This is a genomic window from Henriciella marina DSM 19595, from assembly GCF_000376805.1.
Lineage (GTDB): Bacteria > Pseudomonadota > Alphaproteobacteria > Caulobacterales > Hyphomonadaceae > Henriciella > Henriciella marina.
This window is the reverse complement of sequence record NZ_AQXT01000002.1, coordinates 644885-660117: the sequence shown is the minus strand read 5'-3', so window position 1 is coordinate 660117 and position 15233 is coordinate 644885. Positions and strand designations below refer to the sequence as shown.

The window sequence follows — 15233 nt, the reverse complement described above, 5'->3', positions numbered from 1 at the left end:
CCTTCAACGCTTGGACGACTTTTCGCGCTTTTTCTTTTCGCGAAAACCCTTGGCCCAGCCGGGCTTTTCAACCTGCTGGCCACGGCCAAGGGCAAGTGCGTCCGGCGACACGTCATTCGTTATAACAGATCCTGAGCCGACAATGGCGCCCTCGCCGATGGAGACCGGCGCAACCAGTGCACTATTGGAGCCGACAAAGGCGCCAGCGCCGATGCTGGTGCGGTATTTCAGGAAGCCGTCATAATTACAGAAAATCGTCCCTGCCCCGATATTCGCGCCCGGGCCAATCGCGCCATCTCCAAGATAGGCGAGATGATTTGCCTTTGCGCCCTCGCCGACGGCGGTATTCTTCACTTCGACAAAGTTTCCGATACGGGCATTCTCCCCGATATCGGCCCCGGGGCGCAGACGTGCATATGGGCCGATCTCCGCGCCCGATCGAACTTGTGCGCCTTCAAGATGAGAGAAGGCGCGAATTCGCGCTTTGGGTTGCACGTGCACACCGGTTGCGAAAACGACGTTCGGTTCGATCATGACATCAGCGCCGATCTCGGTGTCATAGGAGAAGAACACCGTTTCCGGCGCGGTCAGCGTCACGCCGGCTTTCATGAACGCGCTTCGCGTTTTTGCCTGGAAGATGGCTTCCGCCGCAGCCAGTTCGACACGGGAATTGACGCCGAGCACGTCATCCTCGTCGCAGGTCACCGCGCGGCAGACAGACCCGGCAGCGTGCGCCAGTCCGACGATGTCCGTAAGGTAGTATTCGCCCTTGGCATTATCGTTCGTGACCTTCGAGAGGAGGTCGAAGACAAGATCGCAAGCGCCAGCCATGACGCCTGAATTGCAAAGATTGATCGCCAGCTGTTCTGGCGACGCCTCTTTCGCTTCAACGATACCTTCAAGATTGCCATCAGCGTTCCTGATCAACCGTCCATAAGCGCCAGGGTCTTCAGCCTCGAAGCCGAGCACACCGAGGTCTGCCTCGCCGGATAGCTCATCAAAAAGCGCGCTTACTGCCGTCTCGGGGATAAGAGGACAGTCGCCATAAAGAACAATCAGATTGCCCGCAAAATCCTTCAGCGCGTCTTCCGCTGCGCGCACGGCATGGCCTGTCCCAAGCGGCGGATCCTGAATGACGAAGGCATCGTCACCCAGCACATTGGTGACATGCTGCTGAAGTTGCTGCGACCCGGCGCTGACGACGACAATGATGCGGCTGCAGCCTGCACGCCTTGCCAGATCGATCGACCAGTCGAGCATGGCCCTGCCGCCGACCTTGTGGAGCACTTTGGGAAGCTCCGACTTCATTCGTGTGCCCTGGCCTGCTGCCAGAATGAGCGCCGCCCGGTCCTGCATGTTCAAAAGTCTCGTTCTGCTTCGCCATGTCGCCTAAACCATCAGACGACTCGTTGCGAGAGGATAGAACAAGCCGACATGACTTCCGACACCCTTTCAGGCTGGACCGTGGTTTTTGATCTCGATGGCACGCTCGTCGACACAGCGCCCGATCTTCATCTTGCTTTGAATCACTGTCTCGAAGACGCTGGCTTCAAGCCGGTCCCATTCGATAGCATCAGGCACATGATCGGCCAGGGCGCAAAGGCCATGATCGAAAAGGGTCTGGCCTACCAAGGCGTTGGGGCTGATGAAGCTGACGGCGAAGCGCTCTGGCAGGTCTTTCTGTCCTACTATGAGGCGAATATCTGCGCCAGAAGCAAGCCTTTCGAAGGGGCTATAGCGACGCTGGATGGCCTTACAGAGCGCGGCGCCACGCTCTCAGTCTGCACGAACAAGACCCAGTACCTTGCCGAAACCCTTCTGGACGCCCTTGGGCTAACGACAAAGTTTGCAAGCATTTGCGGCGCGGACGCGGTGCCGGAGAAGAAGCCCTCTGGCGACCATATCCTTCAGTCTATCAAGAGAGCTGGCGGCGATGACCGGCGGGCGATCATGATAGGCGACAGCCAGACAGACGAAAAGGCAGCCCGGAATGCCGGACTGCCTTTTGTGTTTGTTACATTTGGATACGGCCCCTACCCTGAAAATACGGAAGAAACCGCTTTTGAGGTTTCGACCTATGACGGGGTAATGGACGCGATCCTGTCGCTGGTAGAAGCCTAGGCGGCTTCTGCGACTTCGTTCGGACGATAGGTCGTCCGAACTTCTTCCTGCGTTTTCGCAATGCGGCGGCGGGGCATGCCGTTCACCATATTGCTACGCAGGTCTGTGCGGGCACTACGCATCGCCGGAACGAAGCCTGCATCGACGAGGTCAACATCAACTTCAAAACCGCGCTCGGCCCAGTACTCACGAATTTTTTCACGAAGACGTTTTGCACCTTCGTTGTTACACCAATCTTTCATTTCAATCTCTCCAGACTATTTTTTGGCTTGGAGACTTACTCCAAGCCAGCCTGTCCTTCTTTTTGCTCATTTTATTCCAACGGAGGACATCTACGTGTCTTACCCCGTTCGTGACGCTTAAATGACAAGGTCGAAGGCGATTCACAACCCCAACAGACTATGAAATTAGGTTTAGGTTCAAACATGAACAACTGTTCAGTTTGAACATTTGTTCATCTTACTGCCCTGAGCGCTGACAAACCGAACATAAGCCGTTGCAAATGCAACTATTAGCCTCTTTTCCCGGAAATTTCTTTCTCCGAAGGGGGTATTCGGCCTCAGTCAACGCCTATCTGATACCTGTATCCAAGTGTCGCACCCCTCTTACAAGGCGGCAGCTAATTGCGTTTTAGCATAGCTGCATTGCTAAATTCGTGTGCAAAACAGGCTTTACCAGCCGTTGATGCCTTCTCGCGTTGACCCTTTCCGAGGCGCAATATATGACCGCGCTCTGGTTTCGGGCGATTAGCTCAGCGGTAGAGCACTGCCTTCACACGGCAGGGGTCACTGGTTCAATCCCAGTATCGCCCACCACAGAACCCAGAGATCGCGAGAATGCGGGACCGGTCATACAGCGAGGTATTTCTCATCCCTGCCTTGCCTCCCCCTTCAGCATCAGAGAGGACAACAAGATGAAGTCCTTTCTTCGCTCGTCAGTGGTATCCTCAATCCTTGGTTATCTCATCTGGTCCTACATGGTCCTCTGCGCGCGCACGATACGCTGGACGGTTGAAGGCGAAGAGATCTTCAAAGAGACTTGGGGCAGCGAAAAGGGGCTGATCGTGGCCGCCTGGCATTCGCGCGTTCTCCTGTTGCCGACAATCTGGAGCAAGATTGCACGCAAGCTGCCGAAAAAATCGTACCCGACTTCCATGCTGATCTCGCTCTCGCGAGATGGAGAGGCGGTGGCCAAGGCCATCGAACATCTCGGCCTCGATGCCGTGCGCGGATCCTCGTCGCATAAGCGCAAACGCAAGGATAAAGGCGGGGCGGCAGCTGTTGCCGAAACAAGCCGGCGCCTTCGCTCAGGCAGTGTTGTCTGCATCACACCGGATGGCCCGCGCGGCCCCGCTGAGATGGTACAGCCCGGAATGGCCATCATGGCGCTTCGGTCGGACGCTCTGATCATTCCCTATGCGCTCGACTGCAAACCGGTCTTCCGTCTGGACACCTGGGACAGATTCATGATCCCTCTTCCCTTTGCGAGGGGCGCGATGATCCTTGGGGCGCCCGTCGCTCTCGACCGGAGCGCTGAAAAGGAAGAGCGACTGCGCCAGATTGAAGACGCGATGAAAGCTGTTCATGAGCGGGCGGCCTCAATCGTTTCAAACCGCTAGCAGTTAGGTGTCTGGCGAAGCCATAAGAGCAGATTATCTTCTTCTAATGTCTATGGGCCGTACCCTCTACCGAACATCGACGCGCGCCGCGCAGCCCTTGCTCGGTCTCTGGCTCCGCCGGCGCGCTCGCCGCGGCAAAGAGAACCCTGATCGACTGGAAGAGCGCTTTGCCCGCACCAGGATCGACCTTACCCCTGCCCATCTCGTGTGGATGCATGGCGCAAGCATTGGCGAGACACGGTTACTCCTGGAAGTGGCTGAGCGGCTGAGCGCGGGCAATCCAGCGCTACATTTCCTGTTCACCAGCCAGACCCAGACCGCCGCCGAGCTGATCACGCGCTTCATCGAGAACTCCGGACTGCTCTCAGAGCGTAGCCGCTATCAGGTCGCGCCGGTCGATACGCCGACAATCGCCGCGCGCTTTCTCGACAACTGGCAACCCCGTCTCTGCGTCTTCGCAGAAGGCGAGATCTGGCCAAACCTTATCGCCGAAGCACACGCCCGGAAGATCCCGCTCGCCCTTGTAAATGCGCGCATGACCAAAAAGAGCTTGAGCGGTTGGACCTCTTGGAAAAGCTTCGCTCAGGAAATCTTCTCCAGCTTTGACGCTCTCATCGCTGGCGATACACAAACCGCGACCGGGCTCGGGGAACTGGTGGGCCGAGACGTGCCCTGCCCCGGTAATCTGAAGCTGTCTTTGTCTGTCCCCGAGCCTGATAATGCCGACATGCAGACGATCAGCTCGGCATTCATTGGCGGGCGCAAGTGTCTCGTGGCGGTATCCACGCATGAAGGCGAAGAAGAGTGGATTCTCGACGCTGCGGACGGCATCGAACCGAGGCCTGCACTTATCATCATCCCGAGGCATCCAGAACGCAGAGACAGCATCATCACGCTTCTGAAAGACCGCTCGCTGAGCTTTTCAGTCCGGTCAAAAGGTGAACCCCCCTCTTCCACCGATGACGTTCTGCTTTGCGATACGCTCGGCGAAGTCAGCCTTTTCGCCTCGCTTGCCAACAGCGTCTATCTCGGCGGCGGACATGCCGACGGAGTCGGGGGCCATAATCCAGTAGAGATCCTGCGGCTCGGGCGGCCCGTATTCACCGGGCCGCACATCCATAATTTCAGCGATCTCGTGAACCGGATTGGGCATCATCCGGGGCTGATGATTGTCGAGACGGCAGATGAGCTCCGCCGCGCCTTCCCGCTGCCGCCACCCTCCGTGGAGCTGATGGAAACACTGGAAGAGTCCGCGCTGGAGCCAATGCGCGTAACTCTCTCTGCGCTGGAAGGCTTGCTGGAGGTGTCGCCCTCATGATGCGCGCCCCCCGCTTCTGGGACCGCGACGTTGATCCCAGGTCGAGGGAAGGCGCGCCGGTGACCCGGTTGATCCTCACCCCACTCTCGGCAGTCTACGCTGCCGTCACCGCGCGCCGGATCGAAAAGACAGTTCCGCTGAAGCTCGATATTCCGGTGATCTGTATCGGCAATCTGACAGCTGGCGGAAGCGGAAAGAGCCCCGTTGCGGCGGCGATACGCAAGCAACTTTCTGATCAGAATGAGCAACTTCGCATTGCAACGCTGTCGCGCGGGTATGGCGGCAAACTGAGCGGTCCATTGCGCGTTGATGCTGGCTCTCACAGCGCCGCTCAGGTTGGCGACGAAGCGCTGATGCTGGCCCAAACCGGCGAGGCCTGGATTGGTGCAGACCGCGCCGCCGCGGGGCGCGCCATGCAGGAGGCAGGCGTTGACATCATCATCATGGATGATGGCTTCCAGAACCCTTCGCTTCAAAAGACGCTTTCGCTGGTCGTTGTCGATGCTCAGTCTGGCTTCGGCAATGGGCACGTCATCCCGAAAGGCCCTTTGCGCGAGCCGGTCGAAAACGGTCTCGCGCGCGCTGATGCCGTGATCCTGATGGGAGACGGCGATCCACCTCATGAACTTGCACGGTTCAAAGGACCAATCCTGAAAGCCCGCATTGCGCCGGTCGCCCCACCAGAAGTTGGCACCTATATCGCCTTTGCTGGCATTGGCCGACCGGAAAAGTTCTTCGACACTCTACGAGCCTGCGGGAGGCCGCCGGTTGATGCGGTCCCGTTTGCCGATCACCACACCTACAAGGATAGCGATTTGCGCTACCTTCGAGCGCTGGCGGCAGACTACGGCGCCACGCTCATTACAACGGAGAAGGACTTCATAAGGCTGACGCCTGCGCAGCGGAATGGAATCTCAACGCTACCCGTGACGGCTGAGTTCGAGAGCAATGAAGCTCTGGCGAAGCTTCTGCGCTCTGTTACAGAGGCTTAGTCTCATGAACGATAATAACACCACCCAGTACGTCAGACCGAAAGATATCGACAACCGGTCGACATGGCGCCAACGCCTGGTGTGGCGGCTGGAAGCAGCTGCATGGGATGTCATCTACTGGTGGCCGATGACGGCGCTAGGTCCTGATCGTGCGTCGAATTTCGGCGGGTGGCTCGTCAAATGGATCGCGCCGCTACTCAGCCAGAACAAGACGGTGAAACGCAACCTCCGAATGGCGTTTCCGGACTGGAGCGACGACAAGGTCGACCAGATTGCAGCGGCAAGCTGGGAGAGCGTTGGCCGGACCGCGGGAGAACTTCCGCACCTGCCAAAGATCAACCCGTATCAAGGCGACCGGGTGGAGGTCATCCATCCAGAGCGTCTGGACGCAATTGAACAGGCCGAGAAAGGCGCGGTTCTGATTTCTGGCCATTTTGCCAATTGGGAAGTCATGGCGGCAGTGATCTGCCGCCGGCCCGTCGACTGCCTTGTCACCTACCGGGCCCTGAACAATCCGCACATCGACCGCCGGATCAACAAGGTCCGGCATGACTATGGCATCGGTGTGCTTACCCCCAAGGGGCTTGGCACGCGCGAGCTCATGCGCGCCCTTTCAGCCGGTCGGTCTGTCGCGATCATGAATGATCAGAAGTTCAACAAGGGGCTGGCCATTCCCTTCTTCAATCATGACGCGATGACAGCCCCGGGGCCTGCGCGCCTCGCGCTGAAATATGATGTGCCGCTTGTCCCTGTTTCGACGGTCAGAACAGGACCGGCGAGGTTTCGCACGACCATCCATGAAACAATCCGACCTGAGCCCGGGCTTGAAGGCGAAGCGGCTGTGCGCGACTGCGTCGAGAAGATTACACGCTTTATTGAACACCAGGTCCGGGCGAATCCGGAGCAATGGTTCTGGCAGCATCGCCGCTGGCCGAAATCAGCCTGGAAAAAAGCTGGCGTCTAGCTAGCTACCTACAGACTGCATGCGCCCACAACGTGGCGTGCCGAGGAGACCCGATGTCCATTTACGTATTGATCTCAGCTGCCGCGCTCGTTTTCTGCGCGCTTATCGGTCTGGGCGCTCTCTTCGCGCCGAAGTGGGCGCAGGGCGTCGTCCGACTCGTTCCGGACCCCGCCCCCGGCAAGCCCGGTGGCTTTTCAGAATTCCGGGCAACTTATGGCGGTCTTCTGTTCATGCTGCACATCACGGCGCTGGTTATCCTTCTCAGGGTCAACAGCCCTGTGGCGCTCTTTGCCCTGATGCCCATTGCGGCGGGCTGGTTTGGCGCTGGGCTGGGCCGGCTGATCTCGCACCTGGCAGACTCCAAAGAGAACCGCGCGCCGGGTATGATCCCCATCTGGATTGCTGTGGAGTTCGCACTGGCTCTTGCAATTGCCTCGCCGGTTCTTCACCTAGGCTAATGCCTTCTTAGAGGAACAGCACATGACGGATCGTCGAGAGACGCCCCGGCCCGGCAGACGGACCAAACCTCAACCTTCATCAAACATCGATCCAGACTGGTCAGAAGGCGAACGTATCGCCAAATGGCTGGCGCGCTCTGGCGTGGCCTCTCGCCGCGAATGCGAGACCCTGATCGAAGAAGGCAGGGTCTCTGTAAACGGGCGCAAGCTGACGTCCCCAGCCTTCAAGGTGACCGGCACAGAAACAATCAAGGTCAACGGCAAGCCGGTGAAGGCGCCCGAAGTGACACGGCTCTGGCGCTATCATAAGCCGTCGGGTCTGATCACGACTACCCAGGACCCAGCCGGGCGCCGGACGATTTTCGATGAACTGCCCAAACACCTTCCACGTACCGTGACGGTCGGCCGTCTCGATCTGACGACCGAGGGCTTGCTCCTCCTGACCAATGACGGCGAACTGGCAAGGACGCTGGAATTGCCACGCAATGAGTTCCGCAGGCGCTACCGCGCGCGGGCACATGGCCGTGTCACGCCTGAAAAGCTCGCCGCGCTGCGGGATGGTGTAACTGTTGAAGGCGTCACCTATGCGCCAATCATCGCTGAGCTGGAGCGCGAGACAGGCGCCAATAACTGGATCAAGGTTGAATTGACCGAAGGCAAGAAGCGTGAGGTTCGCCGCGCGCTCGAATCTGTTGGCCTTGAAGTGAACCGCCTGATCAGAACCGAGTACGGCCCTTTCGAGCTATCCGACCTTGAGCCTGGCGCGGTCGAAGAAGTGCCTCATAAGAGGTTGATGGAATTGCTGGGTCCGATGCTCCCGCACCAGCCCGCAAAGACGGCGACTTCTGCTGTAAAGAAGCACAAGGCTGCCCCTAAGAAAGGCCTTAACAGGCGGCGATAGACGGCTAAAGCTGCGGCGATCAAAGAAGAACGACAAGTCGGGAGCCGTACATGTCAGATACCGCCGTAGGTCAGCCGCCCAAAACCAAAAAAGACCCGTCCCGTGAGATGAGCGATGCTGCGCGTGCGACGAGCGATATGATCGTCAATCCTGAAGTTTACGCGCATATGGACCAGCTGGACTCAGCCTTTGCGCGGCTGCGCGCTGAGGACCCGGTCGCCTGGTGTGAGCCGGAAGGTTTCCGCCCGTTCTGGGCCGTGACAAAACATGCCGACATCATGGAAATCAGCCGCCAGAACAAGCTGTTCACGAATGGCGAACGCGAAATGCTGAGCTATGAGAAGGCTGAGGAACGTGTCTACGCCCAGACCGGCGGCCCGCACCTCCTGAAGACGCTCGTCCAACTGGATGACCCGTTGCACTTCAAGCTGCGCCACCTGACGCAGGACTGGTTCATGCCGCACAAGGTGAAGACGCGCGAGGAGGCGATCCGCAAGATCGCGAAGGAATTCGTCGACCGTATGGAAGACATGGGCGGGGAATGCGACTTCCAGCAGGAAATCGCCCTTCACTATCCGCTCCGCGTGATCATGCAGATCCTCGGCGTGCCGGTCGAAGACGAGCCCATGATGCTGAAGCTCACCCAGGAAATCTTTGGCGCGCAGGACCCCGACCTCATGCGCGACAAGAGCCTTTCCGAAGGCGGTGATGCGGACAAGGGGCTTTCCTCGATCCAGGAAACCCTCGCCCAGTTCTTCATGTACTTCACGAACATCACGCAGGATCGCCGCACCAATCCCAAGGACGATGTCTCCACGGTCATCGCCAACGGCACGGTCGATGGCGAACCAATCGGCCAGCTTGAAGCAATGAGCTATTATATCATCGTCGCAGCTGCAGGCCATGACACAACCAGCGCCTCGACCGGCGGCGGCGTCCTCGGCATGCTGAACAATCCCGCGCAGCTGAAAAAGATGATGGATGATCCCAAGGGCATGTCCCGGACGGCCGTCGACGAAGCCATTCGCTGGACGACACCGGTGAAACACTTCATGCGCACCGCGCAGGACGACTACGAACTTCGTGGTCGCAAGATCCTCGAAGGGGAAAGCCTTCTTCTCTGCTACCCGTCCGGCAACCGCGACGAGGAAGTCTTCGACGACCCGTTTGAATTCCGCGTCGACCGCAGCCCGAACAAGATTATCTCATTTGGTTATGGCGGCCACATGTGCCTTGGCATGCATCTGGCCCGTCTGGAAATGCAGGCGATTTATGAAGAACTGTTCTCGCGCATCAAGTCGATCGAGCTTGCTGGCGATCCGACTTTCATTCGGGCGAATTTCGTCGGCGGACCAAAAAGCATTCCGGTCCGCTACAAATTCTAATCCCGCCAATCGGCCGTGTCGGGTTCAGGCTCCGTGAGCGTGAACTCGATCCGCCGGTTGCGGGCGTAGGCCGCGGTGGTCTGCGACGTGTCGATCGGCTGACTTTCGCCATACCCAACAGCGCTCAGCGACGCTGACCTCACATCGTGTTCAATGAAGTAGTCGCGGAGTGCATCCGCCCGCGTCTGTGACAGGCGTTCGTTGAATGACTCAGCGCCGCGTGCATCCGTATGCCCTCCGATCTCGATCTGGTAACCGTCACACAGGAGGGCAATGCCAGCCAATGCGTCAGCGACCATCAATGAGTCCTCAGAGATCGAGGAATTGTTCGCTGAAAACTCCACGGTGCGCGCCGAAAGAGTGCCGGCGAAGGCGGCTTCGCACGCCGCCAGCGAAGGTGAGGCTGGCAGGCTGACCAGAGGTGCCCCAACCGGCGCTTCGCCGCCGTCGACCTCTATATTGTCGATGACAATGCTTGTCGCATCTGCGGCGATAGGGTCTGCCCCTATGGCTGTACTCGCTGCCTCTATGGCCTCAATCTTCCGAGTTTCATCCTCGACCTGCCCTTCCAGAATGGCGAGACCGCGGCGGCTCGTGATCGATAGCCAATCAAACCCGTCCTGACGCAGATCGTCCTGAAGACGTCCAGCCCATTGAAGGGGGGCACCGGCGCTCGCCTCGCCCATCTCTCCTTCCGGTATGCCGGAGGCTGGAATGAACAGGCCATCAGAAAACTGATACGTCCCTTCGGCAAGCTCCACACAGCTGCTGATGGACCCACTTGAAGAGGTATCGCCAGCAGACACCGCGCCGTCGCAACCGGCAAGCCCGATCGCGAACACCAGTGAGGCCGTACGTATGCCGGTTATCATTTTTTCCATCCGTTCCTGGTCTCTCCGCAACAAGCCGACTGCTTATAGGAATTAGGGTCTCATGAAGGCAAATAATCAACCCAGATTTCTGGCGTTTCTAATGGCCGGCGATCTGCCAGCTTCTCCTTCGAACGCGCAGGGTGAGCGGAAAGCTCCAGCCTTAGATGAAAATGGCCTCAAACCCGACCCGCTGTTGAGGCATGCCTTAAGATGAGAGGAGTCGCCTTCATCGAGGAGAGCGATAACGTACACGGAATTACCCGGTTCAGCTTCTGTGGCTGGTCCGAGTGGCAGCGGGACGGTGCGGAACCCTGCAGCACAAATCTGGTGGCGGCGTCCATGGACTATAATTGCCCGGTTTCATCCAGACGATCAACGACCGTATGCGGAGCAATGCTGAGGAAAACACATTCCGCGTCGTTCCGGACCCGTATTAGGGATTGACCGACGCTGAACGCATCCGCGAATACCCAGGTGATCGTGTCACTCATATGGAGCGATTTGTTCAGTCCTGGGAGGGTCCGACGAACAAGATCAGACCTATATCTTCAATTCTACCTAACGCGGCCGGCTGCCACTAGGCCAAAGGCTCAAGCAAGCAGAGCCTCTGGATAGTCCGGATAGCTCGCTTTCATGATGCCGTGATTGAGCAGCATCTCGGCTTTCAGATCCGTGCCGCTTTCATTGAAAAACATTGTCAGAACCCAGTAATTCTCAACCCGGCGGCTCTGGGATAGCGCGACGACTTCGCGTTTCAGCCGGTAAGTCTCACCGACGAATAGCGGGCCATCGACCATCCTGATTTCCAGGTCCGCAAACAGACCGATAGATGGGCGCTTCACCGGCCACTTCACCATGCCGCCGGTATAGTTTCCGAGCACAGACACCATTTCGGTCGGCACGATTGCCCTGCCCCATGGCGATGCCTCGGCATCATGATACCAGTCCATAGGCTCGGTGATGTGCGCGAGTTTCTCCGTTAGCGAAAACGGATAGAGGTCGCCCATATTCTGGTCCGGTTCCATGCGGACGAGCTCGTCGTCGGGCCCGGTCATGCCCACTTCCATGTCCGCAAGTATGACAAGCTCACCTGCAGGGCGCAGCTTCGCCATGCGGGCCTCTAGCAAGGTTTCGCCGTGGTCGGGTCCGAGCGTTGCGCTGGCTTCGAGAACAGGCGTGCCATCTTCCTTCTCGGCCCGGCAATAGGCGTACGTGTCCGTCTTCGGTTCAATGAAGACGCGAACCTTTTCACCTTCCACCACCATGTTCTGGAAGTGGGTCGAGAAACAGCCGCGCTCAAACCATTCCTTCCCGAACAGCTCTACCAGATAGGGCGAGAACTGGCTGAAATGGGTCGGCCCTTCGATGGGGCCCGCCTTGATCCCCAGCCGCTCGGCTTCAGCGTCATCATGGATGGAGCTGTGACCGTCATAGGATTGCTTTGCGAGCATCTGCGCGGGCGTGCGGAGCGGGCCTTCGATTGTCTTTGCCATTGCAGACTAGCCTTCCATACCCGCCATGCGGGCGCGGTCGGCAGCAAACTGTGCAAGCGGGATGACCCGTTCTGCATTTGACGCCGCATTCGCGTTCGATGCCGTGCCATCGCGGACGCGGCCAACAATCCCCTGCAGGATGCCAGCAAGGCGGAAAGCATTGTACGAGAAGTAGTAGTTCAGATCCGGCATGCCCTGACGGCCAGTGTGCTGACAGTACATATCAACATACTCGTCCAGCGTCGGGATGCCGTGCGCCTTCAAATCCTTGATGTTGGCGATCGATCCACGGGTCTCATCATTGCTCGGCATCACCCAGTTCATGAGGTGGTACGAGAAGTCGGCGAGCGGATCACCGAGCGTCGAAAGCTCCCAGTCCAGGACAGCGATCACTTTCGGCTCTGTGGGATGCAGGACCATATTGTCGAGGCGATAATCGCCGTGAACGATGGTGGTGTCTTCATTCTTGGGCAGGTTCTTCGGAAGCCAGTCGATCAGCTTTTCCATCTCTGGAATATGCATCGTCTCGGACGCCTTGTACTGCTTGGTCCAGCGATGGATCTGGCGAGCACAATAGTCGCCTTCCTTGCCAAAGCCCTCCAGGCCGACCTTCTTGTAATCGGTGTTGTGAAGAGCGGCGAACGTCCTGACCTTGTCTTCATAGATGGCGCGGCGCTGGGCCGGCTCATATTCTGGCAGCGTCTGATCCCAGAGGATGCGGCCGTTCACGCAATCCATCACATAGAAAATCGTCCCGATTACGTCCTCGTCGAGACAAACGCCGTAAGGGCGCGCAACCGGAAAACCAGTAGGATACAGCGCGTTGATGACCCGGAACTCCCGATCAACCGCATGCGCAGACGGCAGGAGTTTGCCCGGCGGCTTGCGGCGCATGACGTAGACTTTTTTCGGCGTGAAAAGCTTGTAGGTCGGGTTCGACTGGCCACCCTTGAACTGTTTGACGGTCAACGGGCCTTCATAGCCTTCCACATTCGCTTCCATCCAGGCTGCGAGCTTTGATTCGTCGAACCTGTGAGATTCAGCCACTTCCTTCGTGCCGCTGAACATTTCTTGCGCATTGTCGGCGTCGGCCATGGCCATTCTCCCTGTCTGGTATCGTTTGGCGCACACTATCGCGAACAGAAACAGGGACAAGCGTCCCGCAAGGTCATCTACAGCCATCACTAGAGAAGGTGGCAGAAAAAAGGGGCAAGCATCTCTGCTGACCCCTTATCATCGCTTATATTTTTGAGCGTTCAGGTCCGCACGTCTGCGAACTTCTCACCGTGTTTCGCAGAGGCATGCGCCCGCTGGAGTAGCTCGACCGTTGACGTGTCGAGATCCTTCTCCTTCAGCTTGGACTCGGCGCGTTCCGCCAGATACTCCTCGCCGTCATCCACAGCTTCGAGCGCCGCCTTCTCATCACTTGAAAAAAGCGATGTGAAATCAGTCCAGGCGCGGTGGACTGAACCTGCAGCGCCACCATCGGTTACCGGTTCACCGCCATACTCACGAACACGGGTCTGAAAAGCTGTGATCAGCTCACCGCGTTCGGCCGCAAGGGTCTGAAATTTGGCGCGAAGCGCGTGGTTTTCGTCTGCCACTTCGGTCACTTTCTGATAGCCCTTCTGGCTATCGATCAGTGTCTTGGTAACGTCATTCAGGGCATCAACATTAGGGTTGGACATTCTGTCATCTCCTTTGTGAACAGGATGATGATGAAACTGACCTGCAGGCATTTTGTTGCCGCGAAGCTGCATTGATAACGCTTATTTTAGAACGCGGTGGCCGATATCCTTCCGAAAGAAGCCATTCGGCCAGGCGATTGCCGCAACGCCTTCATAGGCCTTGCTGATCGCGGTGGGCAGATCATTGCCCGTGGCAGTGATCCCAAGAACCCGGCCGCCGATAGCGGTCAGCTCATTCTTTTCGTTCACATCCGTACCTGCATGAAACACGGTAACGTCATCAAGCTCATCGGCCCTGCTGACGCCTTCGATAATCGTGCCTTTGGTGACAGGTCCCGGATAACCTTCAGACGCCATGACAACTGTGGCGCTCGGACGGAAACTGGAAAGGCCCATCATGTCACACAGCGAGGCATGGCTGCTCACGAGGCCGCCGGTCGAACAGACGAGGAGCGCTGGGACGATGTCACCGGGAAGTCCCGCCATCAGCACCTGACATTCCGGGTCGCCAAACCGGGCATTGAACTCGACAACTTTCGGGCCGTCTTTCGTCACCATGATGCCGACATAGAGAACGCCCTGATAAGGCATATCGTCCTCTGCCATACCTGACAGCATCGGCTCGACGATGAGCGCCTGGACCAGCTCCATCATCCGCGTGTCGATCACGGGCGCCGGTGCATACGCCCCCATCCCGCCAGTGTTCGGGCCGGTATCGCCGTCTCCCACCCGCTTATGGTCCTGCGCCGCTGGCAGATAGATTGCCCCTTCGCCATCGGTCATCACGAAGATAGAGGCTTCCTCGCCTGTCATGAACTCTTCGATGACGATCTCGCTGGAAGCATCGCCGAACTTGCCGGTCATAAACTCTTCGACCGTGTTCTCTGCCTCTTCCTGGCTCTCGACGATGACGACACCCTTGCCAGCGGCAAGACCGTCCGCCTTGATCACATAGGGTCCGTCTACCGTCTCGAGATAATCGAGCGCCTCGGTGAGATCGCTGAACCGTCCATAGGCGGCCGTTGGCACGCCGTACTTTGCCATCAGATCCTTTGCGAACCCTTTGGAGCTTTCAAGTTGAGCCGCCGCCTGGCTTGGTCCGAAGACATCGAAACCACGGGCGCGCAGCACGTCCGACACGCCGGCGGCCAGAGGCGCTTCCGGGCCGATAATGATGAGATCCGGCGTGATCTGAAGCGCAAGCTCCTGCACGTCTTTCAGATTGGTCGGATCGATATCAAAACACGGACCAAGCTTGTCCATACCGGGGTTGCCGGGCGCGGAGAACACCTCGTCAACGAGCGGCGACTGGGCGATTTTCCAGGCAAGTGCGTGTTCGCGCCCGCCGGAACCTAGAATGAGAACTTTCATAAGAGGCGTGATGAACGCGATTTTCGCGGCGATCAAGGCTTCTTGCCTTGTC

15 protein-coding genes and 1 tRNA gene are annotated in these 15233 nt (G+C 58.2%); 9 read left to right on the top strand and 7 right to left on the bottom strand.

What is annotated here, in order from left to right:
- Positions 1–3 precede the first annotated feature (3 nt).
- On the bottom strand, positions 4–1356 hold the full coding sequence (gene glmU, locus F550_RS0103355; protein ID WP_018147118.1) for a bifunctional UDP-N-acetylglucosamine diphosphorylase/glucosamine-1-phosphate N-acetyltransferase GlmU: 1353 nt from the start codon (positions 1354–1356) through the stop codon (positions 4–6).
- Positions 1357–1434: 78 nt separating this feature from the next.
- Between glmU and F550_RS0103350 the strand changes: the two genes are divergently transcribed.
- Positions 1435–2121: an HAD hydrolase-like protein gene (locus tag F550_RS0103350; protein ID WP_018147117.1), complete on the top strand. Its 687-nt coding sequence runs from the start codon at positions 1435–1437 to the stop codon at positions 2119–2121.
- Here the strand turns inward: F550_RS0103350 and F550_RS16745 are convergent.
- On the bottom strand, positions 2118–2363 hold the full coding sequence (locus tag F550_RS16745; RefSeq protein WP_018147116.1) for a hypothetical protein: 246 nt from the start codon (positions 2361–2363) through the stop codon (positions 2118–2120). The two genes, F550_RS0103350 and F550_RS16745, sit on opposite strands and share 4 nt — an antisense overlap.
- A gap of 498 nt (positions 2364–2861) precedes the next feature.
- On the opposite strand from F550_RS16745, the gene F550_RS0103340 reads away from it, so the two are divergent.
- From F550_RS0103340 to F550_RS0103305, 8 genes are all read left to right on the top strand, one after another.
- Positions 2862–2936 (top strand) — tRNA-Val (locus tag F550_RS0103340).
- A 98-nt stretch (positions 2937–3034) separates the two neighbouring features.
- Complete coding sequence (locus F550_RS16740; RefSeq protein WP_018147115.1) at positions 3035–3739, top strand: lysophospholipid acyltransferase family protein; 705 nt, start codon at positions 3035–3037, stop codon at positions 3737–3739.
- A gap of 46 nt (positions 3740–3785) precedes the next feature.
- Positions 3786–5057, top strand: coding sequence for a 3-deoxy-D-manno-octulosonic acid transferase (locus F550_RS16735; protein WP_083910902.1), 1272 nt, complete (start codon positions 3786–3788; stop codon positions 5055–5057).
- The gene (lpxK, locus tag F550_RS0103325) at positions 5054–6049 is read left to right on the top strand and encodes a tetraacyldisaccharide 4'-kinase (protein ID WP_018147113.1); all 996 of its coding nucleotides are present in this window, start codon (positions 5054–5056) and stop codon (positions 6047–6049) included. Before F550_RS16735 ends, lpxK begins: the two co-directional genes overlap by 4 nt.
- A 4-nt stretch (positions 6050–6053) precedes the next feature.
- Entirely contained in the window at positions 6054–7013 is a 960-nt protein-coding gene (locus F550_RS0103320) for a lysophospholipid acyltransferase family protein (protein ID WP_018147112.1), read from the top strand.
- 53 nt (positions 7014–7066) lie between these two features.
- On the top strand, positions 7067–7471 hold the full coding sequence (locus F550_RS0103315; protein WP_018147111.1) for a DUF4345 family protein: 405 nt from the start codon (positions 7067–7069) through the stop codon (positions 7469–7471).
- 22 nt (positions 7472–7493) lie between these two features.
- Positions 7494–8372: a pseudouridine synthase gene (locus tag F550_RS0103310; RefSeq protein WP_018147110.1), complete on the top strand. Its 879-nt coding sequence runs from the start codon at positions 7494–7496 to the stop codon at positions 8370–8372.
- Between the two features lie 50 nt (positions 8373–8422).
- On the top strand, positions 8423–9757 hold the full coding sequence (locus tag F550_RS0103305; RefSeq protein WP_018147109.1) for a cytochrome P450: 1335 nt from the start codon (positions 8423–8425) through the stop codon (positions 9755–9757).
- On the opposite strand, the gene F550_RS0103300 is transcribed toward F550_RS0103305, so the two are convergent.
- From F550_RS0103300 to purD, 5 genes are all read right to left on the bottom strand, one after another.
- A complete protein-coding gene (locus F550_RS0103300; protein WP_018147108.1) occupies positions 9754–10638 on the bottom strand; it encodes an OmpA family protein in 885 nt (294 codons plus the stop codon). The two genes, F550_RS0103305 and F550_RS0103300, sit on opposite strands and share 4 nt — an antisense overlap.
- A gap of 581 nt (positions 10639–11219) precedes the next feature.
- Positions 11220–12122 carry a hypothetical protein gene (locus F550_RS16730; RefSeq protein ID WP_018147107.1) on the bottom strand — a complete coding sequence of 301 codons (903 nt, stop codon included), beginning with the start codon at positions 12120–12122 and terminating at the stop codon, positions 11220–11222.
- A gap of 6 nt (positions 12123–12128) precedes the next feature.
- A complete protein-coding gene (locus F550_RS0103290) occupies positions 12129–13217 on the bottom strand; it encodes a phosphotransferase family protein (RefSeq protein WP_018147106.1) in 1089 nt (362 codons plus the stop codon).
- Positions 13218–13378: 161 nt separating this feature from the next.
- Positions 13379–13810 (bottom strand): PA2169 family four-helix-bundle protein, encoded by a 432-nt coding sequence (locus tag F550_RS0103285; RefSeq protein ID WP_156807807.1) that lies wholly within the window; start codon positions 13808–13810, stop codon positions 13379–13381.
- A gap of 81 nt (positions 13811–13891) precedes the next feature.
- Positions 13892–15181 (bottom strand): phosphoribosylamine--glycine ligase, encoded by a 1290-nt coding sequence (purD, locus tag F550_RS0103280; protein WP_026180534.1) that lies wholly within the window; start codon positions 15179–15181, stop codon positions 13892–13894.
- Positions 15182–15233: the final 52 nt, after the last annotated feature.

Excerpts from the sequence above, each read along its gene's own strand:
- F550_RS0103310 (WP_018147110.1), top strand. The coding sequence starts at position 7,494 with ATGACGGATCGTCGAGAGACGCCCCGGCCCGGCAGACGGACCAAACCT.
- purD (WP_026180534.1), bottom strand. The coding sequence starts at position 15,181 with ATGAAAGTTCTCATTCTAGGTTCCGGCGGGCGCGAACACGCACTTGCC.
- F550_RS0103350 (WP_018147117.1), top strand. The coding sequence starts at position 1,435 with ATGACTTCCGACACCCTTTCAGGCTGGACCGTGGTTTTTGATCTCGAT.
- F550_RS0103315 (WP_018147111.1), top strand. The coding sequence starts at position 7,067 with ATGTCCATTTACGTATTGATCTCAGCTGCCGCGCTCGTTTTCTGCGCG.
- F550_RS0103290 (WP_018147106.1), bottom strand. The coding sequence starts at position 13,217 with ATGGCCGACGCCGACAATGCGCAAGAAATGTTCAGCGGCACGAAGGAA.
- F550_RS0103320 (WP_018147112.1), top strand. The coding sequence starts at position 6,054 with ATGAACGATAATAACACCACCCAGTACGTCAGACCGAAAGATATCGAC.
- F550_RS0103300 (WP_018147108.1), bottom strand. The coding sequence starts at position 10,638 with ATGGAAAAAATGATAACCGGCATACGTACGGCCTCACTGGTGTTCGCG.
- F550_RS16735 (WP_083910902.1), top strand. The coding sequence starts at position 3,786 with ATGTCTATGGGCCGTACCCTCTACCGAACATCGACGCGCGCCGCGCAG.
- lpxK (WP_018147113.1), top strand. The coding sequence starts at position 5,054 with ATGATGCGCGCCCCCCGCTTCTGGGACCGCGACGTTGATCCCAGGTCG.
- F550_RS0103305 (WP_018147109.1), top strand. The coding sequence starts at position 8,423 with ATGTCAGATACCGCCGTAGGTCAGCCGCCCAAAACCAAAAAAGACCCG.
- F550_RS16740 (WP_018147115.1), top strand. The coding sequence starts at position 3,035 with ATGAAGTCCTTTCTTCGCTCGTCAGTGGTATCCTCAATCCTTGGTTAT.
- F550_RS16745 (WP_018147116.1), bottom strand. The coding sequence starts at position 2,363 with ATGAAAGATTGGTGTAACAACGAAGGTGCAAAACGTCTTCGTGAAAAA.
- F550_RS16730 (WP_018147107.1), bottom strand. The coding sequence starts at position 12,122 with ATGGCAAAGACAATCGAAGGCCCGCTCCGCACGCCCGCGCAGATGCTC.
- F550_RS0103285 (WP_156807807.1), bottom strand. The coding sequence starts at position 13,810 with ATGTCCAACCCTAATGTTGATGCCCTGAATGACGTTACCAAGACACTG.
- glmU (WP_018147118.1), bottom strand. The coding sequence starts at position 1,356 with ATGCAGGACCGGGCGGCGCTCATTCTGGCAGCAGGCCAGGGCACACGA.